At 35.4% G+C, this 26,228-nt stretch carries 25 protein-coding genes and 1 riboswitch; of the genes, 9 read left to right on the forward strand and 16 right to left on the reverse strand.

Annotated features, from left to right (window positions below; genetic code table 11):
* Positions 1-769: 769 nt before the first annotated feature.
* Positions 770-1,189: a DUF6630 family protein gene (locus K7G93_RS10500; RefSeq protein WP_445164640.1), complete on the reverse strand. Its 420-nt coding sequence runs from the start codon at positions 1,187-1,189 to the stop codon at positions 770-772.
* Between the two features lie 481 nt (positions 1,190-1,670).
* Here K7G93_RS10500 and K7G93_RS03635 point away from each other — a divergent pair, with 481 nt between their 5' ends.
* Genes K7G93_RS03635 through K7G93_RS03645 form a run of 3 tightly spaced genes read left to right on the forward strand, consistent with a single transcriptional unit; the run spans position 1,671 to position 2,723 of the window.
* Positions 1,671-1,982, forward strand: coding sequence for an ElaB/YgaM/YqjD family protein (locus K7G93_RS03635; RefSeq protein ID WP_049214433.1), 312 nt, complete (start codon positions 1,671-1,673; stop codon positions 1,980-1,982).
* Positions 1,983-2,040: 58 nt separating this feature from the next.
* The gene (locus K7G93_RS03640) at positions 2,041-2,448 is read left to right on the forward strand and encodes a phage holin family protein (RefSeq protein WP_223668215.1); all 408 of its coding nucleotides are present in this window, start codon (positions 2,041-2,043) and stop codon (positions 2,446-2,448) included.
* Complete coding sequence (locus tag K7G93_RS03645; protein WP_049214431.1) at positions 2,445-2,723, forward strand: hypothetical protein; 279 nt, start codon at positions 2,445-2,447, stop codon at positions 2,721-2,723. Before K7G93_RS03640 ends, K7G93_RS03645 begins: the two co-directional genes overlap by 4 nt.
* 51 nt (positions 2,724-2,774) lie before the next feature.
* Here K7G93_RS03645 and topA read toward each other — a convergent pair whose 3' ends face one another.
* The gene (gene topA, locus K7G93_RS03650; RefSeq protein ID WP_226690459.1) at positions 2,775-5,381 is read right to left on the reverse strand and encodes a type I DNA topoisomerase; all 2,607 of its coding nucleotides are present in this window, start codon (positions 5,379-5,381) and stop codon (positions 2,775-2,777) included.
* Between the two features lie 95 nt (positions 5,382-5,476).
* Between topA and K7G93_RS03655 the strand changes: the two genes are divergently transcribed.
* On the forward strand, positions 5,477-6,370 hold the full coding sequence (locus K7G93_RS03655; RefSeq protein ID WP_049214429.1) for a LysR family transcriptional regulator: 894 nt from the start codon (positions 5,477-5,479) through the stop codon (positions 6,368-6,370).
* Between the two features lie 130 nt (positions 6,371-6,500).
* Here the strand turns inward: K7G93_RS03655 and rnm are convergent, their stop codons facing one another.
* The 3 genes from rnm to pepN all read right to left on the reverse strand — a co-directional run bounded on the left by rnm (position 6,501) and on the right by pepN (position 11,202).
* Positions 6,501-7,331: an RNase RNM gene (gene rnm, locus K7G93_RS03660; RefSeq protein ID WP_226690478.1), complete on the reverse strand. Its 831-nt coding sequence runs from the start codon at positions 7,329-7,331 to the stop codon at positions 6,501-6,503.
* A gap of 73 nt (positions 7,332-7,404) precedes the next feature.
* Positions 7,405-8,424 carry a quinone-dependent dihydroorotate dehydrogenase gene (gene pyrD, locus K7G93_RS03665; RefSeq protein WP_226690477.1) on the reverse strand — a complete coding sequence of 340 codons (1,020 nt, stop codon included), beginning with the start codon at positions 8,422-8,424 and terminating at the stop codon, positions 7,405-7,407.
* A 168-nt stretch (positions 8,425-8,592) separates the two neighbouring features.
* The gene (gene pepN / locus K7G93_RS03670) at positions 8,593-11,202 is read right to left on the reverse strand and encodes an aminopeptidase N (RefSeq protein ID WP_226690476.1); all 2,610 of its coding nucleotides are present in this window, start codon (positions 11,200-11,202) and stop codon (positions 8,593-8,595) included.
* Positions 11,203-11,370: 168 nt separating this feature from the next.
* Here pepN and purE point away from each other — a divergent pair, with 168 nt between their 5' ends.
* The 3 genes from purE to K7G93_RS03685 all read left to right on the forward strand — a co-directional run bounded on the left by purE (position 11,371) and on the right by K7G93_RS03685 (position 14,359).
* On the forward strand, positions 11,371-11,871 hold the full coding sequence (gene purE, locus K7G93_RS03675; RefSeq protein ID WP_049214425.1) for a 5-(carboxyamino)imidazole ribonucleotide mutase: 501 nt from the start codon (positions 11,371-11,373) through the stop codon (positions 11,869-11,871).
* A gap of 66 nt (positions 11,872-11,937) precedes the next feature.
* Entirely contained in the window at positions 11,938-13,026 is a 1,089-nt protein-coding gene (purK, locus tag K7G93_RS03680; RefSeq protein WP_226690475.1) for a 5-(carboxyamino)imidazole ribonucleotide synthase, read from the forward strand.
* Between the two features lie 142 nt (positions 13,027-13,168).
* Positions 13,169-14,359: an amino acid aminotransferase gene (locus K7G93_RS03685; RefSeq protein ID WP_228400490.1), complete on the forward strand. Its 1,191-nt coding sequence runs from the start codon at positions 13,169-13,171 to the stop codon at positions 14,357-14,359.
* A gap of 63 nt (positions 14,360-14,422) precedes the next feature.
* Here the strand turns inward: K7G93_RS03685 and moaE are convergent, their stop codons facing one another.
* The 4 genes from moaE to moaA form a co-directional block, all read right to left on the reverse strand.
* On the reverse strand, positions 14,423-14,875 hold the full coding sequence (moaE, locus tag K7G93_RS03690; protein WP_228400491.1) for a molybdopterin synthase catalytic subunit MoaE: 453 nt from the start codon (positions 14,873-14,875) through the stop codon (positions 14,423-14,425).
* A 2-nt stretch (positions 14,876-14,877) separates the two neighbouring features.
* Positions 14,878-15,123, reverse strand: a complete 246-nt coding sequence (moaD, locus tag K7G93_RS03695) for a molybdopterin synthase sulfur carrier subunit (RefSeq protein WP_049214421.1) — start codon at positions 15,121-15,123, stop codon at positions 14,878-14,880.
* Between the two features lie 9 nt (positions 15,124-15,132).
* Positions 15,133-15,612: a cyclic pyranopterin monophosphate synthase MoaC gene (moaC, locus tag K7G93_RS03700; protein ID WP_223668220.1), complete on the reverse strand. Its 480-nt coding sequence runs from the start codon at positions 15,610-15,612 to the stop codon at positions 15,133-15,135.
* A 70-nt stretch (positions 15,613-15,682) separates the two neighbouring features.
* Positions 15,683-16,696 carry a GTP 3',8-cyclase MoaA gene (moaA, locus tag K7G93_RS03705; RefSeq protein ID WP_223668221.1) on the reverse strand — a complete coding sequence of 338 codons (1,014 nt, stop codon included), beginning with the start codon at positions 16,694-16,696 and terminating at the stop codon, positions 15,683-15,685.
* Positions 16,685-16,834: riboswitch (molybdenum cofactor riboswitch) on the reverse strand. It overlaps the preceding gene by 12 nt.
* 208 nt (positions 16,835-17,042) lie before the next feature.
* Between moaA and K7G93_RS03710 the strand changes: the two genes are divergently transcribed.
* Positions 17,043-17,975, forward strand: a complete 933-nt coding sequence (locus tag K7G93_RS03710) for a gluconeogenesis factor YvcK family protein (protein WP_226690473.1) — start codon at positions 17,043-17,045, stop codon at positions 17,973-17,975.
* A gap of 27 nt (positions 17,976-18,002) precedes the next feature.
* Here the strand turns inward: K7G93_RS03710 and K7G93_RS03715 are convergent, their stop codons facing one another.
* The 5 genes from K7G93_RS03715 to K7G93_RS03735 form a co-directional block, all read right to left on the reverse strand.
* On the reverse strand, positions 18,003-18,491 hold the full coding sequence (locus K7G93_RS03715) for an NlpC/P60 family protein (RefSeq protein WP_115322670.1): 489 nt from the start codon (positions 18,489-18,491) through the stop codon (positions 18,003-18,005).
* A gap of 76 nt (positions 18,492-18,567) precedes the next feature.
* Entirely contained in the window at positions 18,568-18,864 is a 297-nt protein-coding gene (locus tag K7G93_RS03720; protein WP_049214416.1) for an integration host factor subunit alpha, read from the reverse strand.
* Positions 18,865-18,868: 4 nt separating this feature from the next.
* The gene (gene pheT / locus K7G93_RS03725; RefSeq protein WP_228400492.1) at positions 18,869-21,256 is read right to left on the reverse strand and encodes a phenylalanine--tRNA ligase subunit beta; all 2,388 of its coding nucleotides are present in this window, start codon (positions 21,254-21,256) and stop codon (positions 18,869-18,871) included.
* A 97-nt stretch (positions 21,257-21,353) separates the two neighbouring features.
* Positions 21,354-22,337, reverse strand: a complete 984-nt coding sequence (gene pheS / locus K7G93_RS03730; RefSeq protein ID WP_049214414.1) for a phenylalanine--tRNA ligase subunit alpha — start codon at positions 22,335-22,337, stop codon at positions 21,354-21,356.
* A 188-nt stretch (positions 22,338-22,525) separates the two neighbouring features.
* On the reverse strand, positions 22,526-23,191 hold the full coding sequence (locus K7G93_RS03735; protein ID WP_049214413.1) for a TIGR01621 family pseudouridine synthase: 666 nt from the start codon (positions 23,189-23,191) through the stop codon (positions 22,526-22,528).
* Positions 23,192-23,308: 117 nt separating this feature from the next.
* Between K7G93_RS03735 and K7G93_RS03740 the strand changes: the two genes are divergently transcribed.
* The gene (locus K7G93_RS03740) at positions 23,309-23,950 is read left to right on the forward strand and encodes a histidine phosphatase family protein (RefSeq protein WP_049214412.1); all 642 of its coding nucleotides are present in this window, start codon (positions 23,309-23,311) and stop codon (positions 23,948-23,950) included.
* 46 nt (positions 23,951-23,996) lie between these two features.
* On the opposite strand, the gene folC is transcribed toward K7G93_RS03740, so the two are convergent.
* Together folC and accD are read right to left on the reverse strand one after the other, a co-directional pair.
* Positions 23,997-25,325: a bifunctional tetrahydrofolate synthase/dihydrofolate synthase gene (gene folC / locus K7G93_RS03745; RefSeq protein ID WP_224046242.1), complete on the reverse strand. Its 1,329-nt coding sequence runs from the start codon at positions 25,323-25,325 to the stop codon at positions 23,997-23,999.
* Positions 25,318-26,223, reverse strand: coding sequence for an acetyl-CoA carboxylase, carboxyltransferase subunit beta (gene accD, locus K7G93_RS03750; protein ID WP_115322666.1), 906 nt, complete (start codon positions 26,221-26,223; stop codon positions 25,318-25,320). Before accD ends, folC begins: the two co-directional genes overlap by 8 nt.
* Positions 26,224-26,228: the final 5 nt, after the last annotated feature.

Here is a 26,228-nt window from a genome sequence, read left to right on the forward strand (position 1 = left end):
CTTGTAAATTAATATATTTAGGGGTGTCGGGGAAAAATGCTGTGCATTTTACCCTGACGGTAGGGGCGACGGCTGTAGCCCCGTAAACGCGATATTTTACGTTTTGATGAATTTTTTGTGCGTATATAAATATATTGCGCGCTTATATGTCTATACACGCCCTGCAGAACAATTCCAGATCTATTTTACTCATTGATGTTTATGAGACCGTTCATATTTAATTTTACTTTACAAACATTATTTAAACGTGCATAACCAATTAATTTTGCAGTGACAACGTGTGTTGTATTGTGATTATGTCTTGTTTAAGTAGTATTTGTGACTTGTGTATAACTCTGTGATTTTATTAACTCGTAGTTTTTACTCACTTGGTAACTAATTTCGCATAATGTATATTATGTTAAATTAAATACCAATCGTGACGTCATTATTGGATAAGTAACCTACTCTATATATGAATTAGTATTTAGTAATATAATTTTAAGAAGAGATAATTTGAGTATGCTTAATTTAGGTTATTGCTATTTCCTAGCTGAAAATATAGAAAGCCAAAAAATAGTTTCTTATAGGGAAATGTTGAAGCTCTTAAAAGAAATATGCTAATAACGCTATGTAAAATCTGAGGAATAAATCGACCCATTATAAGTCAGATTTAAAAATGAAGTTTAATGAAATAATATTGTAATTTGCGACAGTGTCACAAGGATGCTAATAAAAAAAACACCTTTAAGAAATTGTTTTTCTTTAAATTTAAAAGTCAGCTCTCTTTTTAGAATGGCTGATTAGCATCTCTAACTGCGATACCCCATTTTTGAGATGCCAATTCAAATGTTTCTCTTTGGCTTTCTAAGATTGCAATTAGACAATAATAATCTCCTTCAGTTTCTGCATTGTATAACACAACACCTTTTGAGGATAAAAACTCATAGGCAATTTGCATTAATTCTTCTGGGGGATCTTCTTCCAAATTTTTAGATGTCCAATTCATATTTTCTAAAGCGTGATGTTCAATAATTTTATTTATGTGCCAAATGAATTCATCGCTATCCCGCCAATCAATAAAAAACAGTTCTGTATCATTTGGTAAATGCTCAGATAACCCAAAGTGAAGTAATTCATTAGGTTGCCAACTTTCCTGCTCACCTAGTTTCTCGATGATCTCATTTGCTAAATGTTCAGAACAATAAATAGATTTGAGTCATTGTCTACAATTTTCTTTATCTAAATTTGTCTTTTCATCAGTAAATAGAATACACACAATAAGGCAAGGCATAATAAAAAAGAAAGTGAAAAAAACGGAGCTTAATCTTATCAAAAATGAACGTTCTTTATCAGCGAATAGACTTTTTATGGTCGTAAAAGGTAAGATAAAGCAGGTAATAAATGCAGTAATAATACGGTGAAAATAATTCATTTAAATTCCTATATAGACAATCATACAAATTTTAATATAACGCTAAAATTAACTGATATATAGTCTGTTTTTTTATTAAGATTTCTTCCCACTATGTCAAAAATAATGAGTTAATTCATTAAAAAATAGAGACTACATTAGCACATTTTTTATTCTCTTAATTTGACATTTTGATCTAGATCAGTTTACTATGGTGATGTCTAGCTTATTTTTCAGGCTAGATCATTCCTTAAAAATTAATGGAGGTATCTATAAAATGAGTAAAGAATTCGATAAGAAACGTGATGAGTTATTAAGTGAAATCCGTGATATTTTAGACAATGCGGAAGAGCTTTTTGATGAGAAATCAAAAGCTGGTGCAGATGAACTCAAAAAACTTAAATCGAATCTTGATTCACGAGTTTCTAAATTACAGAAACAATTCGGTTCATTAAAAGAGGATGCTGTAGCAGGAACTAAAGAAGTTATCAAGCAAACTGATGAATTAGTGCAAGACAATCCTTATAAAGCGATTGGTGTTGCTGGAGTGATTGGTTTATTGTTAGGCGTCTTAATCTCTAAGAGATAAGTCTTTATGGTTGTAAAAGGCTACAAAATGTAGCCTTTTCTTACAATTAGGACGATAAATGCAAATTTTACAAAAAGTTAAGAATATTACCCTGACTTCGCTAGAGCTTGTTCATGTTCGTTTAGAAATGGCAAGGATTGAGCTTGTCCAACAAAAGAATTTTCTAGTAACCTTGTTTACTGCATTATTCTTAATACTGATTTTACTATTAGTTTCTTTTATAAGTTTATTGTTTGGTTTAAATAGCATCATTGAACCTGAAATCAAACATATTGTTTTCTTTGGTATAAGTGCGGGTGCTTTTTTGATTATTTTAATTTTGTTACTTGTAATGCGTAATATAGTAGCAAAACAGCGTAATTTTATGGTCACCACCCTTTCTGAAGTTAAAAACGACATTCAGGCCTTAAAAGGAGCTTTAAGTACTCAAGAGAAAAAAGAACCTAATGATATGGAGCTTTTATGAAAACAGAACTTGATGAAGAAAAAGAATTATTAATTATGAAAGGAGATGCATTACGAATGAAGCTCTATGGATTAGGCAAAAAACCTAAAATGGGTAATTCCTCTTTTTTGTCAGATTCCGTTTCACAAATTGCGTCTTCTTTAAACCAACCCGTAGTTCGATCGCTTGCAGTCTCACTGTTAAGTAAAAAACTATTGAGCTCAAAATTTTTGGCTTACTCTGCATTAGGTGCAGTCGCACTTTTCTTATTAAGTAAGAGTGATAAAGCAGAATAAACTTCAATGAAAAAAGGCTAGAAAACGATTCTAGCCTTTTTCTGTATTTCCTTATTTTTTTCTTTCAATCCATTGATCATTAATATAGTCTACAATCCATTTAGTCGCTTTTCCGTTTTTTTCAGAAGTCACGTATTGACGTTTTTCTTTACGGCTGAAGCGAATAATTGCCTCATTACCTTCTGGATCTTGTTGAGGGGCATCTGCTAAATAACGCAACTTATCAGGTAAACGATCACGATATAATGCAAGCTCTGCTACTTTAGGCGCACGTGTTTCTCGAGATTTAGGGAAATTATGAGCAGACATAAAAACACCACTAGCACCATCTCGAAGCACAAAATATGCATCAGATTTTTCACATTTTAATTCTGGGAAGTGTGTCGGTTCTTCTTTAGGTGGTGCAACTTCTCCACTTTTTAAAATTTTACGGGTATTATCGCAATTAGTACATCCCATATATTTGCCAAATCGTCCCAGTTTTAAATGCATATCTGCGCCACATTTATCACATTCTACGATTGGACCATCATAGCCTTTAATTTTGAAACTTCCCTGCTCTAATACATAACCATCACAATTTGGGTTATTACCACAAATATGGATTTTACGTTGTGGATCAATAACATAACTGTCCATCGCAGTACTACATTTTGGACAGCGTTTACGTTCCATTAAAGCTTTCGTTTCAGAAGAGTCATCTAATACGTTTAATAACTCAACTTCAGGGATCAAATTAACAGTTGTTTTACAACGTTCTTTAGGGGGTAATGCATAGCCTGAGCAGCCTAAAAATACGCCCGTACTTGCTGTTCGAATTGCCATTTTACGACCACAAGTTGGGCAATCTATATCGGTTGGTATAAGGCTATTTGGCTTCATTCCGCCTTCAAGCTCATCTAATTCTGCTTGAGTCAATTTTTCAGAAAAATCTTTAAAGAATTGATTTAATTCTGTTTTCCAATTTTTTTGACCATTTGCAATTTGGTCTAAAATATTTTCCATATTCGCTGTAAAATCATAGTTCATCAAGTCTGCAAATGATTGATTTAAGCGATCTGTCACTATTTCTCCCATTTTTTCTGCATAGAACCGACGGTTTTCCACACGAACGTAACCACGTTCTTGAATGGTTGAAATAATTGCAGCATAAGTTGATGGGCGACCAATACCACGCTTTTCTAGTTCTTTAACTAAGGCTGCTTCACTGAAACGTGCAGGTGGTTTAGTGAAATGTTGTTCTGGTAACACCTCTTCTAAATTAAGTTTGTCGTTCACAGACACATTTGGTAATACCTGATCTTCTGCACTTTTGCTTAGTGCAGGCAATACTTTTGTCCAACCGTCAAAGCGTAAAATACGTCCTTTCGCTTTTAGCTCATAATCACCTGCTTTTACACTAATTGTTGTACTATCATATTGTGCAGCAGGCATTTGGCAAGCTACAAACTGACGCCAAATTAGATCGTATAAACGGGTAGCATCTTTTTCCATCCCCACTAACATCTCTGCCAATGTATTTACATCTGAAGGACGAATCGCCTCATGAGCCTCTTGAGCATTGTCTTTACTTGAGTAAAAATTTGGCTTAACAGGCAAATACTGCTCTCCATAATATGATTTAATGTAGCCACGGACCATATTTAATGCATCTTGACTTAAATTTGTTGAGTCTGTACGCATATAAGTAATATAGCCTGCTTCATATAAGCGCTGTGCTAGCATCATTGTTTTTTTCACACCAAAACCTAGGCGTGTACTGGCTGTTTGTTGTAAAGTTGAAGTAATAAAAGGTGCTTTTGGTTTAGAGCTTGTTGGCTTAGTTTCTAATTCTGAAACCACATAATTAGATCTTTGTAAAAAATCGACCGCATTTTGTGCTTCTTGCTCATTTTTTGGAGCGAATTTCTTACCTTTAAATTGGGTAACCTCTAAGCGAAGTATGTCTTTTGTTTGAGTTTCAGTCAGTACGTCGACTTCCCAATATTCTTCTGGTTGGAAAGCCTTAATTTCACGTTCACGTTCAACTAATAATTTCACCGCAACAGATTGAACTCGACCAGCAGATAAGCCTCGAGCGACTTTTTTCCACAATAATGGAGAAACCATAAAGCCCACTACACGATCAAGAAAACGGCGTGTTTGTTGTGCATTAACGCGATCTAAATTAAGTTGTTCTGGTTTATCAAAAGCTTGTTTAATCGCATTCTTCGTAATTTCATTAAAAACAACACGACTAAAACGCGAATCATCGCCACCGATAACTTCACGTAAATGCCATGCAATAGCCTCTCCTTCCCTATCCAAATCGGTCGCAAGATAAATATGATCAGATTTTTTAGCTAGCGATTTCAACTCAGAAACCACTTTTTCTTTACCTGGTAAAATGTGATAATTTGCCTGCCAATCATGATAAGGGTCAATACCCATACGTTTCACTAATGCATTACGCTCTTTTTCTTGCTTTAGTGCCAATTTCTCTTCTGTACTTAATCCTTTAGTTGAAATCGGTTTTGCTTTTTCACCATTACTTGAGCCAACTGTAGGCAAGTCACGAATATGACCAATACTTGACTTCACTACGTAATTACTACCAAGATATTTATTGATTGTTTTTGCTTTTGCTGGTGACTCAACAATAACCAAGGATTTACTCATTCTATTACCCAATTTACTCAAACTTATATAAAATAGTCGCTATATTGCTAACTATCTGCTATAAGGTCAACTCTTTTTTTCAAAAAGGTATATAAATGGATAAACTCAATGCTATTTCTATTTTCTGTAAAGTCGTTGAAACACAAAGTTTTACGCAGGCAGCTGCACAACAAAATATTTCAGTGGCGATGGCAAGTAAGTTGGTCGCACAACTTGAAGAACAACTTAAAGTACGCTTATTACAGCGTACAACAAGGAAAATTTCCCCGACTGAAGCTGGGTTGATTTATTATCAACATTGCCAACCTATTTTAGTTGAATTAGAAGATGCAGAATCAAGCATTAGTAATTTATCAACTTCTTTACAAGGTAATTTAAGTATTTCTGTGCCACGTGATTTTGGATTGCTTTTTATTACGCCTAATTTAGCTAAGTTTGTGAAAGATAATCCTAATTTACATATTGATATTGAATTTAATGATCGTATGGTTGATTTAGTCGCTGAGAGCTACGATATTGCCTTACGGATTGGGTATTTACAAGATAGTTCATTAGTAGCGAAGCGTATTGCATCCGTTTCTACTCTATTTGTAGCATCACCAGAGTATTTAGCAAAACGTGGTATACCTAAAGACCCAGATGATTTACAACATCATGATTGTCTTTTATATAAAGCGATCGGTAATCAAATTTATTGGGAATTTAATAATGGTAAACAAATACAGCGCTTAAAAATGAACTCAAAACTGATATGTAATAACGGGCTAACGTTAACTGAGTTAGCTAAATCAGGTTTAGGTATCATCAATACACCACGTTTTTTTGTTGAAAATGAATTACGTACAGGAGAACTCATTGAAATTTTTTCTGAATATCAACAACAAAAATTAGATATTAACCTTGTTTATCCGCATCGCCGACATTTACCCGCTAAAACCAAAGCATTTATTGAATTTATTCAAGCATTACAGCTATGCCCTGCAAAATAATAAAGGCTCATATGAGCCTTTATTATTTTAACTTGATGTTCTATCTAATGTAATAAACTGAATTACATTATTTATACGTATTACATTTTTATACTATATGTAAATATAAGAAATACCATTTATAAAGTAGTTATAGTTTAAGTCTATGCCAAATAGGTAAACAATCATCGGGTAACTGCAATGATTTACCTAATTCAATCCAACCGCAGGAGAAATGAAAGTCCGAGCCAACCGAAGATAACAACTTATTTTCTTTAGCCCAACGTGCTAACAATAAGCGTTGTTCTTTAGTTTGCCCACAACCAGCCACTTCAAGCGCATCGCCTCCCCATAGTTTAAAGTCAGCGATTAATTTTTTTAACCATTTAGTCGTCATGGTATAACGTAAAGGATGTGCCAGTACAGCAAGCCCTCCAGACTGATGAATAATATCGATTGCAGTAGGAATATCACACCATTGTGATTTAACATAACAGGATTTCCCTTGTGAAAGGTATTTTTTAAATGCTTGGTTTTCATTTGCAACCTTTCCTAGCTGTACTAATAAGCGGGCATAATGAGCTCTGGTGACTTCTCCTGTCGCTAGTTTTTTTGCCTCTTCAAATGCATTTTCTACTCCAACTTTTGCTAACTTTTCACCAATTTCAATAGCTCGCTGGTGACGAAGGACCGCTTGCTGAGTCAAAAGTGCGGTCAGTTTTTCAGATGTTTCATCAAACCCTAAACCAACAATATGAATCGCACGATTTTCCCATAAGGTTGAAATCTCTACGCCATTAATAAATGTAATGCCTTGTTGGCAAGCAGCTTTCTTTGCTTCACTTATACCTGAAACCGTATCATGATCGGTCAAGGCCAAAACATTAACACCCTTTTGAGCTGCTCTATTGACTACGTCTGTTGGAGAGAGTACGCCATCTGATGCTGTACTATGACAATGCAAATCATAAATCGTTAACATGTTATTTTCCTAAATAAAAAATGCGGTTACTTTTATAAGAATTTGCCGCATTTTATTGAATAACGTTAAGTCGTTATTTAATTGATTTTACTAATTGCTTAATTAAATTTGGTCCTTGATAAATTAAACCAGAATAAAGTTGTAATAATTCGGCCCCTGCATTTATTTTCTCTTGCGCACTATGCACACTATAAATCCCACCACTGCCAATAATTGGGATTTTCCCTTTTAATTCTTGGTGTAACCGTGTAATTACATCAGTACTCTTGTCATGCAATGGTTTACCACTTAATCCACCTTGCTGTTCTGCATTTTTTAATCCATTCACTGTCTCTCTTGAAACAGTGGTATTTGTCGCAATTACACCATCTATTTTGTGACGTTGTAATGAGTCTGCAATTTGTATTAATTCAGCTTCACTCAGATCAGGGGCAATTTTCACTGTAATAGGCACATACTTATTATATTGATTAGTTAATATCTTTTGACGGGCTTTAACTCCATCCAGTAAATCATCCAGTGCCTCGCCATACTGTAATTGGCGTAACCCTGGTGAATTTGGTGAAGATATATTAATAGTTATGTAATCTGCATAGTTATAGGCTTTATTTAAACAAAAAATATAATCAGCTTTACCGTTTTCTATACTAGTGAACGTATTTTTACCAATATTGATACCTAAAATACCGTCATATTTTGCCCGCTTCACATTTTCAATAAGATAATCAATACCGTAATTGTTAAAACCATTTCGGTTAATAATACCTTCCGCTTGTGGTAAGCGAAATTGGCGAGGCTTAGGATTTCCCTCTTGTGCTAATGGTGTAACTGTCCCTACTTCTATAAAACCAAATCCCATTGCAGCAAAACCTGTTATCGCATCTCCATTTTTATCTGCTCCTGCAGCTAAACCAATAGGATTTTTAAAATGTAATCCCATAACTGTTCTTGCTGAACCAGCTGGGCATGAAAAAACAGCTTTTAAAATAGGATTCAAAGGCGAGCGACCAATAATTTTTAAAGTCTGGATTGTGAGATCGTGTGCTTGTTCAGCATCAAGGGAAAAAAGTGCCTTTCTGACTAATGAATACATACTCGTTTATCTCTCTGGATAGTTTAACTGTGAAAATACGCAGAATTATACGCATTTATATGGCAAAGTAATAGGAAATTTCTTTTATTTTTTAAAGCAAATGATCAGCATGAAATATAAGAAAAGTGCGGTCAAAATTCTCTGAATTCTAACCGCATTATTTTAAAATTACTGTAATGCTTTTTCAATTTTCTCATAAAGATCACGAGAAAGATTTTCAACTTCGCTTAGTCTTTCTAATGCACGTTTCATTAAAGTCTGACGTTGACCATCATAACGAGAGAAACGAATCAATGGTTCAATTAAACGAGAGGCAACTTGTGGATTACTGTCATTTAAACGAATCAAAATATCAGTTAAAAAGCGATATCCAGCACCATCAATAACATGAAATGCTTTTAAATTGTGATTTGCAAAACTCCCAATTAAGGAACGAACTCGATTCGGATTATTGAAGTTAAAACTTGGATGATCCATTAGGTGCATAACGTTTAATAAGACATCTTCATCTGGACGAGTTGCTTGTAGCATAAACCATTTATCCATAACAAGGCCATCATGTTGCCATTTACTTTCAAAATCTGCCAATAAACTATCACGACAAGGTAGTTGAGCTTTGGTTGCAGCACTTAGCGCAGCGAGTGTGTCTGTCATATTATTAGCATAAGTGTAATGTTTATTTACAACATTATTACCTACTGTAGTGTAAGCTAAATAACTAACACAAAGATTGCGTAAACCACGTAATGCAATATCTTCTGCAGTTACGCGATAAGTATCTAACCGAATATTGTTATACACTTTTAAAAAAGATTGTTTCAAGCTTTCTGCTATAGTCCAAACCATAAAATCACGAACAATCGTAATGCCTTCAGGATCAATTGTTTTAAAGAGCTCAGCAAATTCAGTGACTTTTGGTAATGTTAAAATTAATGTTGTTAATTCAACATTTTGTTGATAGCTTTCTAATATTTGATATAACTCAGCGAGAATATCAGCTGAAAATTCAAGCGCTTTACCTTGTTGATAGCGAGTTAAATTACGACGTAATTCAGCAGCATAAAGTATTTGTGCAACATCCCAACGTACAAAATGATTTTCAGCATGACGTAACAAGGTGCTTAATTGCGTGGTACTATAATCATAATATAATTTCACTGGCGCAGAGAAATCACAAAGTAAAGCTGGTACTGGTTTAGTATGAATATCTGTAAATTCAAATGTTTGCTCGTTTTGCGTCACATTGAGCACAGAGTTGACTACTGTATCGTGATGTTTTAATACGAGTGGTTTACCTGCTTTATCATATAACGCAATTTTTAATGGTATATGTAAATCTACCTTTTCCATTTGATCGACAGTAGGTGGGGTCATTTGTGAAACATGTAAAGAATAGACCGCTCTTTCTTCATCATAGCTATCGGAAATTGTCAGTTCTGGCGTGCCTGATTGACTATACCAACGGCGGAACTGGGTTAAATCAAATCCCGAGGCACGTTCCATTGCAGAAACAAAGTCTTCACAAGTTGCCGCTTTTCCATCATTTTCAGCGACATAAAGTTGCATACCCTTTTGGAATAGCTCTTCACCTAATAAAGTGTGCAGCATACGAATCACTTCTGCGCCTTTCTCATATACTGTAACCGTATAGAAATTATTCATTTCAATTACTTTATCAGGGCGAATTGGATGCGACATTGGACTGGCATCTTCAGCGAATTGCGCAGTTCGCAATAAACGTACGTCTTCAATACGCTTACCTGAACGTGACCATAAATCCGAGGTAAACTCCTGATCACGAAAAACAGTTAAGCCTTCCTTTAAACTGAGTTGGAACCAATCACGACAAGTAATACGATTACCCGTCCAATTATGGAAATACTCATGAGCAATGACACTTTCAATTGCTAGATAATCTTCATCTGTTGCTGTTTGCGGATTGGCCAAAACAAATTTAGAGTTAAAAATATTTAACCCCTTATTTTCCATTGCTCCCATATTAAAGAAATCAACAGCAACAATCATATAAATATCTAAATCATACTCTAGACCAAAGCGCTCCTCATCCCATTTCATTGAGCGTTTTAAGCTTTGCATTGCCCAATCTGCACGATCTAAATTACCACGATCAACAAACAGTTCTAGTGCAACATTACGCCCACTTTTTGTCGTAAAAATATCCGTTAACACATCAAAATCACCTGCAACTAAAGCGAATAAGTAACTTGGTTTTGGAAAGGGATCTTGCCACTCTACCCAATGACGCCCATCATTTAAATCGCCACTTGCAATACGATTACCATTAGATAATAGGTAAGGATATTTATTTTTTTCTGCTGTAATTTTTGTAGTATAGCGAGCAAGCACATCAGGACGATCTAACATATACGTGATTTGACGAAATCCTTCTGCTTCACACTGAGTACAAATTCCATCACCAGACTGGTATAAACCTTGTAAAGAGGTATTTTTTTCAGGATTTAAAATAGTGACAATTTCAATTTCAAAATTTGTGGTATGTAAGTCACTTAAATCAAGAGTTAAACTTTCACCATCTTGTTCAAATTGTTTAAAATCTTGACCATTCAACTTTAATGTGGAAAACTGAAAACTGTGCCCATCTAAACGTAATTTAGTAGCTTCAGGATTCAGACGTTGATATTGGCTAGTTGTAGTAACAGTGGTTTTTTTAGGATCAAGTTGAAAATCAAGGAAAATGTCAGTGACAGTAAAGTCAGGTGTACGATAATCTTTTCTATATTTTGCTTTAGCTTGCATATAAGAACCCATTCTTATTTAAGACTCAAAAATGTGTTTAGGATATGATTTTCTAAGGGAAGTTGCAATCGTATTTTAGTGAATAAAAACATTAGCAATCGTTTGCTTATTGATTATTGTATGTTATTCTACGCACGATCTTATTATTGAGAAAAATTAAGGAATAAAATGTCAAATAGCACTGCACAGATCGCTATTGTCATGGGCTCAAAAAGTGATTGGGCAACTATGCAAGAGGCGACACATATTCTTGATGAATTACACCTCCCTTATCATGTTGAAATCGTTTCTGCCCACCGTACACCAGATAAATTATTTCATTTCGCGGAAAATGCAGTGTCAAAAGGTTATAAAGTAATCATCGCTGGTGCAGGTGGTGCAGCTCATTTACCTGGTATGATTGCAGCTAAAACATTAGTACCTGTACTGGGCGTCCCAGTAAAAAGTTCGATGCTAAATGGTGTAGATAGTCTTTATTCCATTGTTCAAATGCCTAAAGGTATTCCTGTTGGTACACTCGCTATTGGTCCTGCTGGCGCGGCAAATGCAGCACTCCTTGCAGCACAAATTTTAGCAGCATTTGATACTGTACTTTTAGCCCGCTTGAATCAATTTAGAGAAAATCAAACCAATACGGTATTAGATAATCCAGATCCTCGTTTTTCATAAAGTTATAGAGCAAGCAAATGTTTGCTCTATTTAGTTTTTTATTTCTTTCCAAAATGGTTTTTTGATATGCAAGAAAGTGCTTTGTATCCAATAGTATATGTTTTAGGTAATGGTCAATTAGGGCGAATGCTCCGTTATGCTGGTGCACCTTTAGATATTCATGTTCAACCCCTTGCTTTTGATGCACCACTATTTGATTTGCCACAAAACAGTATTATTACCGCAGAAATTGAACGTTGGGAAAAAACACCCTTAACAGAAATGCTCGCGCATCATGATAAATTTATAAATAAAAATATATTTGGATATTTAGCTGATCGTTTATCACAAAAATCATTACTTGATGAGCTAAATCTACCGACCTCACCTTGGTGTTTATTAGCTCAACCTGCACAATGGCAGCAAGTCTTTACAGATATTGGTGAAAAAGTAGTTGTAAAACGCCGTATGGGGGGATATGACGGACGAGGACAGTGGATTATTACTCACGAAAATCAAGCGACAATTACAAATGATCTCTATGGTGAAACAATTGCCGAAAAATTTATTCCTTTCGATTATGAAATTTCTCTTGTCGGCGCAAGGTTTCAGAATGGAGAAACACGATTCTACCCTATTACACATAACTTACAACAAAACGGTATTTTACGTTATAGTATTGTAGATATCGAATTTCCAAAACAATCTCAACACCAAGCCCAGGCCGAGAGTATGCTAAGTAAGATCATGCATAAACTCAATTATATTGGTGTAATGGCAATGGAATGTTTTGTGGTCGGAGAACAATTATTAATTAATGAACTAGCGCCTCGTGTTCATAATAGTGGTCATTGGACACAGCTAGGCTGTTCTGTAAGTCAGTTTGAATTACATTTAAGGGCTCTACTTGACTTACCAACATCCGAACTTAATCTTGTCGCACCAAGTGTCATGGTTAATTTAATTGGTACTGAACACAACCAATCTTGGTTAGATACCCCATTTAGTCAATTACACTGGTATGGTAAAGAAGTTCGCCCAGGACGTAAAGTTGGCCATATTAATTTAACTCACCCTGATAAAAAGATATTGATCGCAAGTTTAGAAAAACTCTGGAAAGAATTACCATTAGACTATCATTCTGGTTTAAACTGGGTACTAGAAAAATTAAAATAATTTAATAAAACTAAATTTTTTTAATATGTTTTCTAAAGAATAAATTAAATCTTTAAATTTTTTTAAATGAGGCTTGCTAATATTTGTTGCCTACAGTATAACTAGTTCACAGATTATTAAACACAACGTTAAGGATATAATTATGTTTGAGAATATTAACGCTGCGCCAGCTGATCCAATTTTAGGCTTAGGGGAATCATTTAAAGCAGAAAAACGTGATAATAAAATCAATCTTGGTATTGGTGTTTATAAAGATAAACATGGCAATACACCAATTATGCGTGCAGTCAAAGAAGCAGAAAAACGCTTATTTGATCTTGAAACTACTAAAAATTATTTAGCTATTGATGGCGTTGCTGAGTTTAATACGCGTACTAAAGAATTATTATTCGGTGCAAATTCAGATGTTGTGAAGCAAGGTCGTGCAAAAACCGTACAAAGTTTAGGTGGAACAGGTGCACTACGTATCGCAGCAGAGTTTATTAAACGTCAAACAAAATCACAGAATGTTTGGATTAGCACACCAACTTGGCCAAATCACAATGCAATTTTTAACGCTGTGGGCATGACGATTCGTGAATATCGTTATTATGATCCTGAAAATAAATGTTTAGATTGGGATAACTTAATTGTAGACCTTAGTAATGCGGGAGAAGGCGATGTAGTACTTTTTCATGGTTGCTGTCATAACCCTACAGGTATTGACCCAACACAAGAACAATGGAAGCAACTCGCCCAAATGTCAGCAGAAAAAGGTTGGTTACCCCTATTTGATTTTGCTTATCAAGGTTTTGCTAATGGATTAGAAGAGGATGCTTTTGGCTTACGTGCATTTGCTCAGAACCATAAAGAGCTATTAGTAGCAAGTTCATATTCTAAAAACTTCGGTTTATATAGTGAACGTGTTGGTGCATTGACTCTAGTAGCTGAAAATGAAGCAATTGCATCAACAGCATTAACACAAGTGAAGTCAATTATTCGTACGCTATACTCTAATCCTTCTTCTCATGGTGCAACAACTGTATCTATCGTTTTAAATGATGATAAATTGCGTGCAGAATGGACTCAAGAATTAGCAGAGATGCGCGATCGTATTAAACAAATGCGTAGTCAATTTGTTGAGTTATTAAAAGAATTCGGGGCAGATCGTGACTTCAGCTTTATTATTGACCAAAACGGTATGTTCTCATTCTGTGGTTTAAGCCCTGAGCAAATGGATCGTTTAAAAGATGAATTTGCTATTTATGCAGTACGTTCAGGTCGAATCAATGTGGCGGGCATTACTGAAGATAATATTCGTTATCTTTGTGAAAGTATCGTTAAAGTATTATAGAATATTTAAGCTTAATATCTCTTATCAAACAACCGCACTTTTAGTGCGTTGTTTGATATTTTATTACCAACGAGTTAAGGCTTCTTGATCAGAATCACGACTCTCAATCCAATGTTCGCCCTTATCAGTTTGCTCTTTTTTCCAAAAAGGAGCCTTACTTTTTAGAAAATCCATAATAAACTCATTCGCCTGATAAGCATCTCTTCGATGCGCAGAACTCACTCCGACTAAGACAATTTCATCGCCTGTCTGCAATAGTCCAATACGATGAATTACTGCAACTCGCTGAATATCCCAACGGACTTGAGCTTGCGTCACAATCTCATGTAATGCTTTCTCCGTCATTGCTGGGTAATGTTCAAGATATAAACGAGAAACAGTATTACCTAAATTTAAGTCACGTACCTTTCCAACGAATATGACAGTTGCCCCTACTGAGTTTTGTTCAGATAACCAATGATAAACCGCATTTTGATCGAACGCTTGCTCCTGCACTGTGATTTGAATATCACTCATTTCTACCCCCCAGTAACTGGTGGAAAGAAGGCAATTTCATCGCCAGATTTAACCGCGCTTTCTAATGACATCAATGTTTGATTAATTGCCACTAATAATTTTCCTTTTTCTAATGCAAGTGCCCACATCTCCCCTTTCTCTGCTAAATGAGAGCGAACTTCTTCTGCACTATGGAATGTTGCTGGTAATTCAATTTGATCAAGACCAATTAATTCTCTAGTTTGTGCAAAAAACAATACTTTTAACATATCTTTTCCCTATGTATTTACAACAAAGTGCCCAGATTTTCCACCACTTTTTTCCAATAAACGTACTTGTTCAATTACAATATCTTTCTGTACTGCTTTACACATATCATAAATTGTTAAGGCGGCAACACTGGCTGCTGTTAATGCCTCCATTTCAACCCCTGTTTTACCCGTTAACTTACAAAGGCTTTCAATACGGACTTGGTGAGTCTTGATTAATGGTGTGAGTGTAACTTCAACTTTTGAAAGAAGTAATGGATGACAAAGAGGAATTAACTCCCAAGTCCGTTTTGCAGCCTGAATACCTGCAATACGTGCAGTTGCGAAAACATCACCTTTATGATGTTGACCAGTCATGATCATTGCTAATGTTTCTGGTGACATTGTCACTAATGCTTCTGCTCTTGCTTCACGAATAGTTTCTTGTTTGCTAGAAACATCTACCATATTAGCTTCGCCATTATGATTAATGTGTGTAAATGTTTTCATAATAATTTATTAAATATTGAATCAAAACTGAAAATGGAAAAAATGAAATCTGCTTTGGAAAATTTTACAATTAACCACCAATACTTGCTAAATGAGCACGAACACCCGTATCTCCAGTATGTAAAAAATGGTGTTCTCGCTTATTTTGTAATGCTGAATAAAGCCGCGCTTTTAACTGAGCTTGTTGTTCATCAGATTGTAATAAATCCCGTAACTCTACTCCTTCTTCACCAAATAAACAAAGGTGGAGTTTTCCTTTAGCTGAGACTCTCAAACGGTTACAACTTGAACAAAAATTCTTCTCATAGGGCATAATTAAGCCAATCTCACCTTTATAATCTGGATGCTTAAATACTTTTGCAGGCCCATCTAGTAAGCCTTTTCTTTGTAACTCCCAGCCTGCTTGTAATAATTTATCGGCTAAAACCTGCCCTGATAAATGATATTTATGGAAAAAATGATCCATTTCGCCAGTTTGCATTAACTCAATAAAGCGCATTTGAATAGGTTTATGTTTAATCCATTCTAAAAACTGCTCAAATTCAGTATCATTAAGCTGCTTCATTAAAACGGAATTAACCTTAATTTTTGCATAACCAACATCAAAAGCACGCTCGATACCTCGCATTACATCATCAAATTTATCTACTCCAGTAATACGATGAAACATACGTGGATCAAGGCTATCAATACTTACATTAATTGAAGTGATACCTGCATCACGCCATTTCCCAACATCTTTTGCCATACGAAATCCATTTGTCGTTAGTGCAATTTGTTTAATTCCCGATATTTGCGCAATGTTTTCAACAATAGGGAGAAAATCTTTACGTAACGTAGGCTCTCCACCAGTCACACGCACTTTTTCTGTCCCCATTGCAGCGAAGCTACTCACTACACGACGAATTTCATCAAGTGTTAAAAAACTAGGCTTATTCGCTTCAGGTTGATAACCATTTGGTAAACAATAATTACAACGAAAATTACATACATCAGTAATAGACAAGCGTAAATAATAATATTGGCGTTGGAAAGCATCGATGAGACGATCATGCCCGATTTGTTTAATTGGAATGGATTGCATTTCACACCTTTCTAAAATATGAGAGGATAAACCGTTTCCAGCGTATCCCTGAATAACATAAATTTTTTATGTTATTGGCATTACTACCATATTTCTTATGAAAACGTAGGTTAAGTAAGCTCGGAGTTATGCGATAATTAAGTCATCAAATTGTTGATTTCTATTGTAAGAGATATATCTGAAGGATTGCAAACAAATAATATGATCTAGCGCATAAAATAAGAAAATTCTTTAAAATCAATTATATAACTAAATATATAGCGTTATTATTTAATCTTATATAGAGTTAAAAGAACTTTACTACGAGATAAATGTCTCTATTACAAAACAGCCCAAGGAATATAAAATGTCAGAATTAATATGTCATAATCAATATCAAAATTTAGATCGTATCAAGCATATTGTAGCAATCGGCGGTGGTCATGGATTAGGGCGTTTAATGTCAGCATTGAGTTTTATGAAAGAGCGTTTCACTGGTATTGTGACAACTACAGACAATGGCGGTTCTACAGGTCGTATCCGTCTTAATCATGGTGGGATTGCTTGGGGTGATTTACGTAATTGTCTAAATCAAATTATTACGGAGCCTAGTACTGCTTCTGCATTATTTGAATACCGTTTTTCTGGCAACGGTGAACTTGCGGGACATAATTTAGGTAATTTAATGCTTAAAGCACTTGAAAATATGCATATTCGCCCAGTTGAAGCAGTCAATTTAGTACGTGAGTTATTACGAGTCAAATCACATATTATTCCTATGTCAGAAAGCCCTGTTCATCTTGCAGCAGTATTACAATCAGGTGCAAGTATTGTAGGAGAAGTAAGTATAGATAATTTAGCCGAGTTGCCCAAATCAATTTTTCTCATTCCATTAGTACCTACAACACCAGAGGCAATTAAAGCATTGAAACAAGCAGATATCATATTATTTGGACCTGGGAGTTTTTTAACAAGCATTTTACCCCCTATTTTATTGCCCGAAGTTATTGATGTTTTAAAACAGAGTCAGGCAAAAAAAATTTTTATTGATAATTTAGGCGTTGAGCAAAGTCCTGCAGCTAACTTGACACTTTCCCAGCGTATTCAATGGATTCATCATACTGTCGATAAAGCTATTATTGATGGTGCAATTGTATCAACAAGTGCGGTCGATTTTTGTGAAGATTTAAATATCAAAGTAATAGCAAGACCATTACATGCGAGTGATATTTGCTATCGTCATGATCGTACATTATTGTCAAAAGCTATTGATGATTTAGTAGGAGAATTATTTCTCTAATAAAGATAACAAGAATGTATATTTTGATTAAATCCGCCTTGCTTGCCAGTATTTTTTCGACCAATAAGGACTATTTAAAGAAGAGTAAATAACACCACCTTTAGTCGAGGCATGTAAAAATAAGTCATCTTTAACATAAATACCTACATGATAGCCGTTCGGACCTCGCCCTGTTTTAAAAAAGACTAAATCCCCTGTTTGAATATCTTTCTTAGGAATTAATTTACCATATTTTGCTTGTTGCGATGTCATGCGAGGTAAGGCAATATTAAAGCGATCTAGAAATGTTTTTTGTACAAAACCAGAACAGTCAATACCTTTTTGGCTTTGTCCCCCCAAACGATAAGGCGTGCCAGCCCATTCCCTCTGTTGCTCACTTAACAATGCGATGACCATAATAGGATCATTTAATTGCCCTTTGTACTGAATATTATCTACTGTTTTATTTGAATTACTACAAGCAGACAGTAAACACACAAAAGTGAATAATATCAACCTGGTTACATACTTTTTCATTTTATGTCCTAATAAAAACTAAAGCTACCCGAGGTTTCCCATGGATAGCTTAGGATATGGCTTAATTGAGAAAGTGCTAGGCTTTAGGTTTGGCTTTTTCCACTCTAGCACGCAATTTCTGACCAGGCTTAAAAGCAACAACTCGACGAGCAGAAACAGGTACACTCTCACCTGTCTTAGGGTTTCTACCTGGACGAGAAGCTTTATCACGAAGTTCAAAATTACCAAAACCAGAAAGTTTTACATCTTTACCATCTTCTAAAGCAACGCGAATCTCTTCAAAAAAATGTTCAACTAATTCTTTTGCATCACGTTTATTTAAGTTGAATTTCTCGATTAAGTTGTCTGCGAGTTCTACTTTGGTCAGTGTCATAATTTTAATCTCTCAAATAAGCATTAAAACGTTGTTTTAACTCAGATAATACAACAGAAACTACAGCGTTGATATCATCTTCCTCAAGGGTCTTTTCATTGTCTTGGATAACCAAGCTAATCGCTAGACTTTTATGTCCTGCAGCAACACCACTACCTTGGTATACATCAAATAAATTTACCTGTATTAATTTTTCACCAGCAACAGCCCGACAGGTATCTAGAATATCACTTGCTGCAATGTCATCAGCAACAACAAGTGCTAAATCACGTCGGTTAGCAGGAAAACGAGAAATTTCTTTTGCATGAACGACATGACGAGTTGCAATCGCACTCCAAAGGATTTCAAATACGATTGCTCTACCATTTAAGCCAAGCTGTTTCGCTATATTTGGATGAACGGTACCAATAAACCCTATTTCTTTACCGTCTAATATAATTGCAGCTGATTGACCAGGATGTAATGCTGGATATGATTTTGCTATAAATTTAACCAAATTACTAGTGCCTGTGAGCGATAAAATGCTCTCTAAATCCCCTTTGAGATCAAAGAAATCGACATTTTCTGATTTTCCAGTCCAATGTTCTGCTTTTTTTGTACCTGTAATGACGGCTGATAAAACAAACTCTTGGCGAATACCAAATTCAGCTCCCTTATCTGGAATGAAGCGTAAACCAGTTTCAAATAAACGTACTCGAGTTTGTTGGCGATTCTGATTATATTGCACCGCACTTAATAAACCACTCAATAAAGATAAGCGCATCGCAGACATTTCCACTGAAATAGGGTTCGGTAATATAAATGCTTCCTGTTGAGGGTGTAGTAGCTCCTGTACTTTAGGGTCAACAAAGCTATAAGTTATCGCTTCTTGATAATCAGCATCAACAAGTGCAGCTTTAATCCGAGCTAAATCTAAATCAGACTCTTTGTGATCACGCATACGCAAGTGTGCTAATGGGGCATTATTTGGGATGCTGTTATACCCGTAAACACGCGCTACCTCTTCAATGAGATCCTCTTCAATTTCAATATCAAATCGCCAGCTTGCAGAAGTGACAGTCCAAATATCATTTGTATAATTAACTCGTAGACCTAAGCGTTCAAAAATATCTGTAACAACATTCGTTTCAATATGATGTCCTAATAAAGCATCTAATTTTTCACGACGCAGTTGCACTTGATTAAGTGTTGGTAGATAAGCTTGATTTGTGGCTTCACAAATTTCTCCAGCTTCGCCCCCACAAATCTCAATTAACAGTGCAGTTGCTCTTTCCATTGCTTTACGTGGTAACTCAAAATCTACACCACGTTCAAAACGATGAGAGGAATCAGTATGTAATCCATATTGTCTTGCACGACCAGCAATGGCTAATGGTGCAAAAAAAGCCGCCTCTAAAATGATATCTTTTGTTTCACTGTTAACACCACTTGCTTGTCCACCAAAAATACCTGCCATAGCCAATGGACCATTTTGGTCTGCAATTACTAATGTATTGTCCTTTAATTTAGCTGTTGAACCATCCAATAATATTAATTCTTCATCTGCACTTGCCATACGCACCTGCACTGGTTGTGCTACTTTAGCTGCATCAAACGCATGCATTGGCTGTCCAAGCTCTAACAGAATATAGTTAGTGATATCAACTACAGGATCAATTGAACGAATACCACAACGACGCAATTTTTCTTGCATCCACATTGGTGATTGTGCTTTTACATTGATATTCTTCACTGTACGTAATAAATAACGAGGGCATGCTTCTGGTGCTAAAACTTCAATTGCAACTTTATCTGCAATAGTTGGTGAAACTGAAGTAAAGTGCGGTGTATTTAATGCAAGTTTATTGACTACGCCTATTTCACGAGCGATGCCAACAATACTTAAACAATCTGCTCGATTTGGTGTCAAACTAATTTCAATGCTGTTATCATCCAATTGTAAATATTCTCGTAAATTAGTACCAATTGGAGCATCTTGTGGGAGTTCTATGATACCAGTTGAATCAAGCTCAATACCTAATTCATTAAAAGAACATAGCATTCCTTCTGAAGGTTGCCCACGCAACTTTGTTTTCTTAATTTTAAAATTATTAGGCAATATAGCGCCATCAAGCGCACAAGCGACCTTTAAACCCTGACGACAATTTGGTGCACCACAAACAATATCTAATAAACGTTCACTACCTACATTCACTTTAGTTATGCGTAATTTATCTGCATCAGGATGTTGAGTACATTCGACAACTTCACCTACGACTACACCCGTAAAATCACCTGCTACTTTTTCTACACCATCGACTTCTAAACCAAGCATAGTGATTTGGTCACATAATTGTTCGGTGCTAATTGTTGGTTCAACCCATTCACGCACCCATAATTCACTAAATTTCATGCTATTACCTTTTATTTCTTTATAGGATTTTGATTAATTTTGCTGCTCATTTTAATCGGCAAACAGATAAGTCTGTTTTAGCTTTTAATTGACTGATTTATTTAAACTGTTTCAAAAAACGTAAATCGTTTTCAAAGAATGAACGCAAGTCTGTGACATTGTAACGAAGCATGGTTAGGCGTTCTACCCCCATTCCTACTGCAAACCCAGAATATTCATTTGGATCAATACCTACATTACGTAAGACATTTGGATGAACCATACCACAGCCCAAAACTTCCAACCACTTACCATTTTTCCCCATAACGTCTACTTCAGCAGAAGGCTCTGTAAACGGAAAATAAGACGGGCGGAAGCGAACTTGTAAATCCTCTTCAAAAAATGCACGTAAAAAATCATGTAATAAGCCTTTTAATTCTGTAAAGTTGGCTTTTTTATCTACGTACAATAACTCAATTTGATGGAACATTGGCGTATGAGTTTGATCATAATCATTACGATAAACACGCCCTGGCGCCATAATTCGAATTGGCGGTTGCATTTTTTCCATTGTACGAATTTGTACACCCGAAGTTTGAGTGCGTAGTAATAACTCAGGATTAAACCAAAAAGTATCATGATCAGCTCTTGCTGGGTGATGTTTAGGAATATTTAACGCATCAAAATTGTAATAATCACTTTCAATTTCAGGACCACTTTCTACAGAAAAACCTAATTCAGAAAAGAATTTAGTCACACGATCAATTGTAATTGTAACGGGATGTAATCCACCTGTTTCAACTTTACGTCCAGGTAAACTTACATCAATTGTTTCTTTTGCTAACTGGGCATTTAGTTCGGCTGTTTCAAGTTGCGCTTTTTTTTCATTAAGTGCATTTTGTGCAACTTGTTTAGCCTCATTAATTTTTTGCCCTACTGCAGGACGTTCTTCTGGTGAAACGTCTCTCAACCCCTGCATTAATGCAGTAAATGGTCCTTTTTTACCAAAATATTCAACTCGAATAGCATCCAATGCTTTGCCATCTTCTGCACTCGCAATGGCTTCCAACGCTTGTGCAGTAATTTGTTCTAGGTTTTGCATACCTGTCCTCTAAAAATTCAATTATGCTGTGAAAAATACTGTCAATGATAATATTAACTGATTAAAAAATCACGCCCTTATTAGTGCTTTTTGCATTTTAATCAATGTCTTTTACTTTGATTCAGTGTATTTGTAAAAAATATTGATTCTATATGACGAGTTCTATTAATAAATATATAACTTTGATTCTAGTAATCAAAAGAACGTGCTGCTAATAAATAAGTTAAATTAACTCGATTAAAAAGCTGCCCAGAAGTCGGCAAACATTGAATGTCGATATGTTGCCCTTGATAATAAAATTGTAGTCGATATGCATGCAGATAAGTGCGGTCAATTTCTGGTGAGTTTCTACCATAGAGTTGATCACCTAAAATCGGACTCCCCAAACTTTTCATTGCAACACGTAATTGATGTGTTTTACCTGTTTTAGGTTGCAGAATAAATAAACGTAAATGAGGCTCACAACTGATTGAATAAAACCGAGTTATCGCAGGATTAGACTTAGTTGAGCATAATTTCCACATACCACGGCGCGTTCTATCCATATCTCCGATGATCAATCCTTGCTTTTTCTTAGGTTTATCGGAAGATAAAGCTAAATACGTTTTTTGTATACTATGTTGAGCAAATAGCTGTGATAAAGTTTGTGCAGCTTGCGCATTTAATGCCAAAATCAATAATCCTGAAGTGACTTTATCTAAACGATGAACTAACCACACCCGAGGCACATTTAATTGATGAGCAATAAGAGTTGTGAGACCTATTTCCTCTTGATCTCTATGTACACTTATACCATAGGGTTTATCAATAACTACAAAATCTACATGTTGATAAATAATTGTAAGAGGGAACATAATCACATATATGTATAAATTAAAATCGTTACATTATAGCATAAGCAAATATTTTTACGGTATGAATCAAATTTTTAGCTATAATTTCACTCTTAACAAAAAGGAATAGTAATAGTTATGAAAACACTAAGATTTTATTTAGTTCGACATGGTAAAACTGTATGGAATGAACAAGGCTTATTTCAAGGTAGCGGTAATTCGCCGTTAACAGATGATGGTATTCAAGGCGCCAAGTTAACAGGCAAAGCATTATCTGATACACCTTTTGTTGCAGCATATTCCAGTACATTACAACGAACTATCGATACTGCAACTTATATTTTGACAGATAGAAATGTCCCACTTTTCCAACATCAAGGCTTGAATGAACAATCTTTTGGTCTATGGGAAGGACAATCTATTTCGCAATTAAAAGATTCGCTAGAATATCAACAAATGCGTGAAGACCCTGCTCACTATAAAGCAAAAACTAATCAAGGGGAAACATATCAACAGCTTGCAAGCCGTGCATTTAATGCTATACAAGATATTATTAATATACATTCCACTGGGAACATTTTAATTGTATCGCATGGACATACGCTACGCATATTATTAGGTTTATTTAATGGAGCGACTTGGCAAAATCATAGAGAGGAAGGAAAAAGTCCTGCATTATTAAATACATCTATCAGCATTGTAAACTATCATCAAGATCAGCATGGGCAGAGCGTATTTGTCATTGAAAGTTGTAATGATGTTACTCATTTAACTAAATAAAAAGTCCTTAAAATATCAAGGACTTTATTTAGAAACACGAGGGATTTTACAGTAACTGTAAAAAGTCGCCAACAGTATGGAAAGAACCGAATACTAATATAATATCGTTTTGAGCAGCTTGCTGTAATGCATTTTTTACGGCATCTTCTATGGAAGATAAACTTTCTGCGGATAATTTTACCTCTTGATTTTGGGCCGCTTGTTGCAACGTCACAAATAATGTATCGCCATCTTGCCCCCTATAACCAGTTAAAGTAACACAATACCAATGATCAATCACTGATAACAAGAGGCTAAATACACCTTCAGCATCTTTATCTTTTAACATACCGCATACAGCAATAATTTTACCGTCATCTTGTTGTTTAAGTGCAATCAATTTCTCTGCCAAATAAGCTGCTGCATGAGGATTGTGTCCAACATCAAGAATTACTCGTGGTAATTCCTCTGTGGCTTTATTAATACTTTTTGCTAATGGATATAAATCAGTATGTTTAATCGTTTGAAAACGCCCGACTAACTCTACATTTTGTAAAGATTGGCGAATTATCTCTTCTGAAATAGCAAAAGGTAATTGTTCAATCGTTGCTAATACTGTCGCGGCATTAGCTAACGGAATTTGGCAAAGAGGTAAATTTTTAAACTGTTCTTTTTGCCCAGTCCAATTCCAATAATAAGAATCGACAGTAAAAAACCAGTCTATATCACGGCAAGAGGATTTGCATGCTAGTGAATTAGCATGATTCAATAAAGTTTGAGGTATATTAGGTTCTCCAATAATAGCTGGTTTATTAGTACGAAAAATACCTGCTTTTTCAAACCCTATTTGTTCACGATCTGAACCTAAAAAATCTATATGGTCAATCCCAATACTTGTAATCACAGCAATATCACTATCAATGATATTAGTCGCATCTAAGCGACCGCCTAACCCTACTTCTAAAATAACAATATCGAGTTTTGCTTGTTTAAATAGATGCAATGCAGATAATGTACTAAACTCAAAATAAGTTAAAGACTGTGTTTTATATTCTTCAATAAAAGAAAAAGATTCTACATGTCTATGATCAGGTAATTCTCTACCTTGAATACGAACACGTTCATTGTAACGAATTAAATGTGGTGAAGAATAAACACCCACATTATAGCCTGCATTGATCAAAATCATTTCTAGTAAACGGCAAGTGGTACCTTTTCCATTAGTCCCCCCTACTGTAATAACAAAGGGGGCTGGTGTTAATAAGTCTAACTGCTCTGCAACAGATTTTATACGCTCAAGCCCCAAGTCAATGGCTTTGAAATGGCTATTCTCTAAATAATAAAGCCACTCCATTAAAGACGAAGTGGCTGTTAATTGTGAAGTTGAATTACTCATTATCTGTTTTAATTTCTTCTATCAATACAGGCTCAATAAAAGGAGATGGCTTATTCATCAATTTACTCAATAAACTTGCTAAAGTTTGGCGCATATCACTGCGTTTAATAATCATGTCTATTGCGCCCTTCTCTAACAAAAACTCACTACGTTGAAACCCTTCAGGTAATTTTTCACGTACAGTTTGCTCAATCACTCTAGGGCCTGCAAAACCAATTAATGCTTTTGGCTCCGCAATATTAATATCGCCAAGCATTGCAAAACTTGCAGACACACCACCTAAAGTAGGATCTGTTAATACTGAAATAAAAGGTACACCTTGTGCACGCATTTGAGCCAAAACTGCACTAGTTTTTGCCATTTGCATGAGAGAAAATAAGGCTTCTTGCATACGAGCGCCGCCACTTGCAGAAAAACAGACAAATGGACAGTTTTGTTCAATCGCTTTTTCTGCTGCTTGTACAAATTTAGCCCCAACAACAGATCCCATGGAACCGCCCATAAAGCTAAAGTTCGATGCCGCAGCCACTACAGGCATACCATATAGTGTTCCTTGCATTACAATTAGAGCATCCTTTTCACCTGTTTCTTTCTGTGCAGCAGAAAGACGATCTTTATATTTCTTTAAATCTTTAAACTTAAGGATATCTTTGGGTTCTAAATCTGCTGCTAATTCTTGTACACTATCTTTATCAAGTAGAGCTAAAAGACGTTCTCTGGCATCAATTCGCATATGATGCCCGCATTTTGGGCACACTTCTAAGTGGCGTTTTAGCTCATCACGATATAAAACTTGTTCACAAGAACTACACTTTGTCCAAACTCCTTCTGGTACATTTGACTTACGAGAACTTGTTGAAGAGGTATTTTTGCTAAAAATTCGATCAATCCAGCTCATTTTAA

Origin of the sequence: Pasteurella canis, from assembly GCF_020810675.1 — a bacterium.
GTDB classification, from domain to species: domain Bacteria; phylum Pseudomonadota; class Gammaproteobacteria; order Enterobacterales; family Pasteurellaceae; genus Pasteurella; species Pasteurella canis.

Excerpts from the sequence above, each read along its gene's own strand:
- K7G93_RS03635 (WP_049214433.1), top strand. The coding sequence starts at position 1,671 with ATGAGTAAAGAATTCGATAAGAAACGTGATGAGTTATTAAGTGAAATC.
- K7G93_RS03640 (WP_223668215.1), top strand. The coding sequence starts at position 2,041 with ATGCAAATTTTACAAAAAGTTAAGAATATTACCCTGACTTCGCTAGAG.
- K7G93_RS03645 (WP_049214431.1), top strand. The coding sequence starts at position 2,445 with ATGAAAACAGAACTTGATGAAGAAAAAGAATTATTAATTATGAAAGGA.
- topA (WP_226690459.1), bottom strand. The coding sequence starts at position 5,381 with ATGAGTAAATCCTTGGTTATTGTTGAGTCACCAGCAAAAGCAAAAACA.
- K7G93_RS03655 (WP_049214429.1), top strand. The coding sequence starts at position 5,477 with ATGGATAAACTCAATGCTATTTCTATTTTCTGTAAAGTCGTTGAAACA.
- rnm (WP_226690478.1), bottom strand. The coding sequence starts at position 7,331 with ATGTTAACGATTTATGATTTGCATTGTCATAGTACAGCATCAGATGGC.
- pyrD (WP_226690477.1), bottom strand. The coding sequence starts at position 8,424 with ATGTATTCATTAGTCAGAAAGGCACTTTTTTCCCTTGATGCTGAACAA.
- pepN (WP_226690476.1), bottom strand. The coding sequence starts at position 11,202 with ATGCAAGCTAAAGCAAAATATAGAAAAGATTATCGTACACCTGACTTT.
- purE (WP_049214425.1), top strand. The coding sequence starts at position 11,371 with ATGTCAAATAGCACTGCACAGATCGCTATTGTCATGGGCTCAAAAAGT.
- purK (WP_226690475.1), top strand. The coding sequence starts at position 11,938 with ATGCAAGAAAGTGCTTTGTATCCAATAGTATATGTTTTAGGTAATGGT.
- K7G93_RS03685 (WP_228400490.1), top strand. The coding sequence starts at position 13,169 with ATGTTTGAGAATATTAACGCTGCGCCAGCTGATCCAATTTTAGGCTTA.
- moaE (WP_228400491.1), bottom strand. The coding sequence starts at position 14,875 with ATGAGTGATATTCAAATCACAGTGCAGGAGCAAGCGTTCGATCAAAAT.
- moaD (WP_049214421.1), bottom strand. The coding sequence starts at position 15,123 with ATGTTAAAAGTATTGTTTTTTGCACAAACTAGAGAATTAATTGGTCTT.
- moaC (WP_223668220.1), bottom strand. The coding sequence starts at position 15,612 with ATGAAAACATTTACACACATTAATCATAATGGCGAAGCTAATATGGTA.
- moaA (WP_223668221.1), bottom strand. The coding sequence starts at position 16,696 with ATGCAATCCATTCCAATTAAACAAATCGGGCATGATCGTCTCATCGAT.
- K7G93_RS03710 (WP_226690473.1), top strand. The coding sequence starts at position 17,043 with ATGTCAGAATTAATATGTCATAATCAATATCAAAATTTAGATCGTATC.
- K7G93_RS03715 (WP_115322670.1), bottom strand. The coding sequence starts at position 18,491 with ATGAAAAAGTATGTAACCAGGTTGATATTATTCACTTTTGTGTGTTTA.
- K7G93_RS03720 (WP_049214416.1), bottom strand. The coding sequence starts at position 18,864 with ATGACACTGACCAAAGTAGAACTCGCAGACAACTTAATCGAGAAATTC.
- pheT (WP_228400492.1), bottom strand. The coding sequence starts at position 21,256 with ATGAAATTTAGTGAATTATGGGTGCGTGAATGGGTTGAACCAACAATT.
- pheS (WP_049214414.1), bottom strand. The coding sequence starts at position 22,337 with ATGCAAAACCTAGAACAAATTACTGCACAAGCGTTGGAAGCCATTGCG.
- K7G93_RS03735 (WP_049214413.1), bottom strand. The coding sequence starts at position 23,191 with ATGTTCCCTCTTACAATTATTTATCAACATGTAGATTTTGTAGTTATT.
- K7G93_RS03740 (WP_049214412.1), top strand. The coding sequence starts at position 23,309 with ATGAAAACACTAAGATTTTATTTAGTTCGACATGGTAAAACTGTATGG.
- folC (WP_224046242.1), bottom strand. The coding sequence starts at position 25,325 with ATGAGTAATTCAACTTCACAATTAACAGCCACTTCGTCTTTAATGGAG.
- accD (WP_115322666.1), bottom strand. The coding sequence starts at position 26,223 with ATGAGCTGGATTGATCGAATTTTTAGCAAAAATACCTCTTCAACAAGT.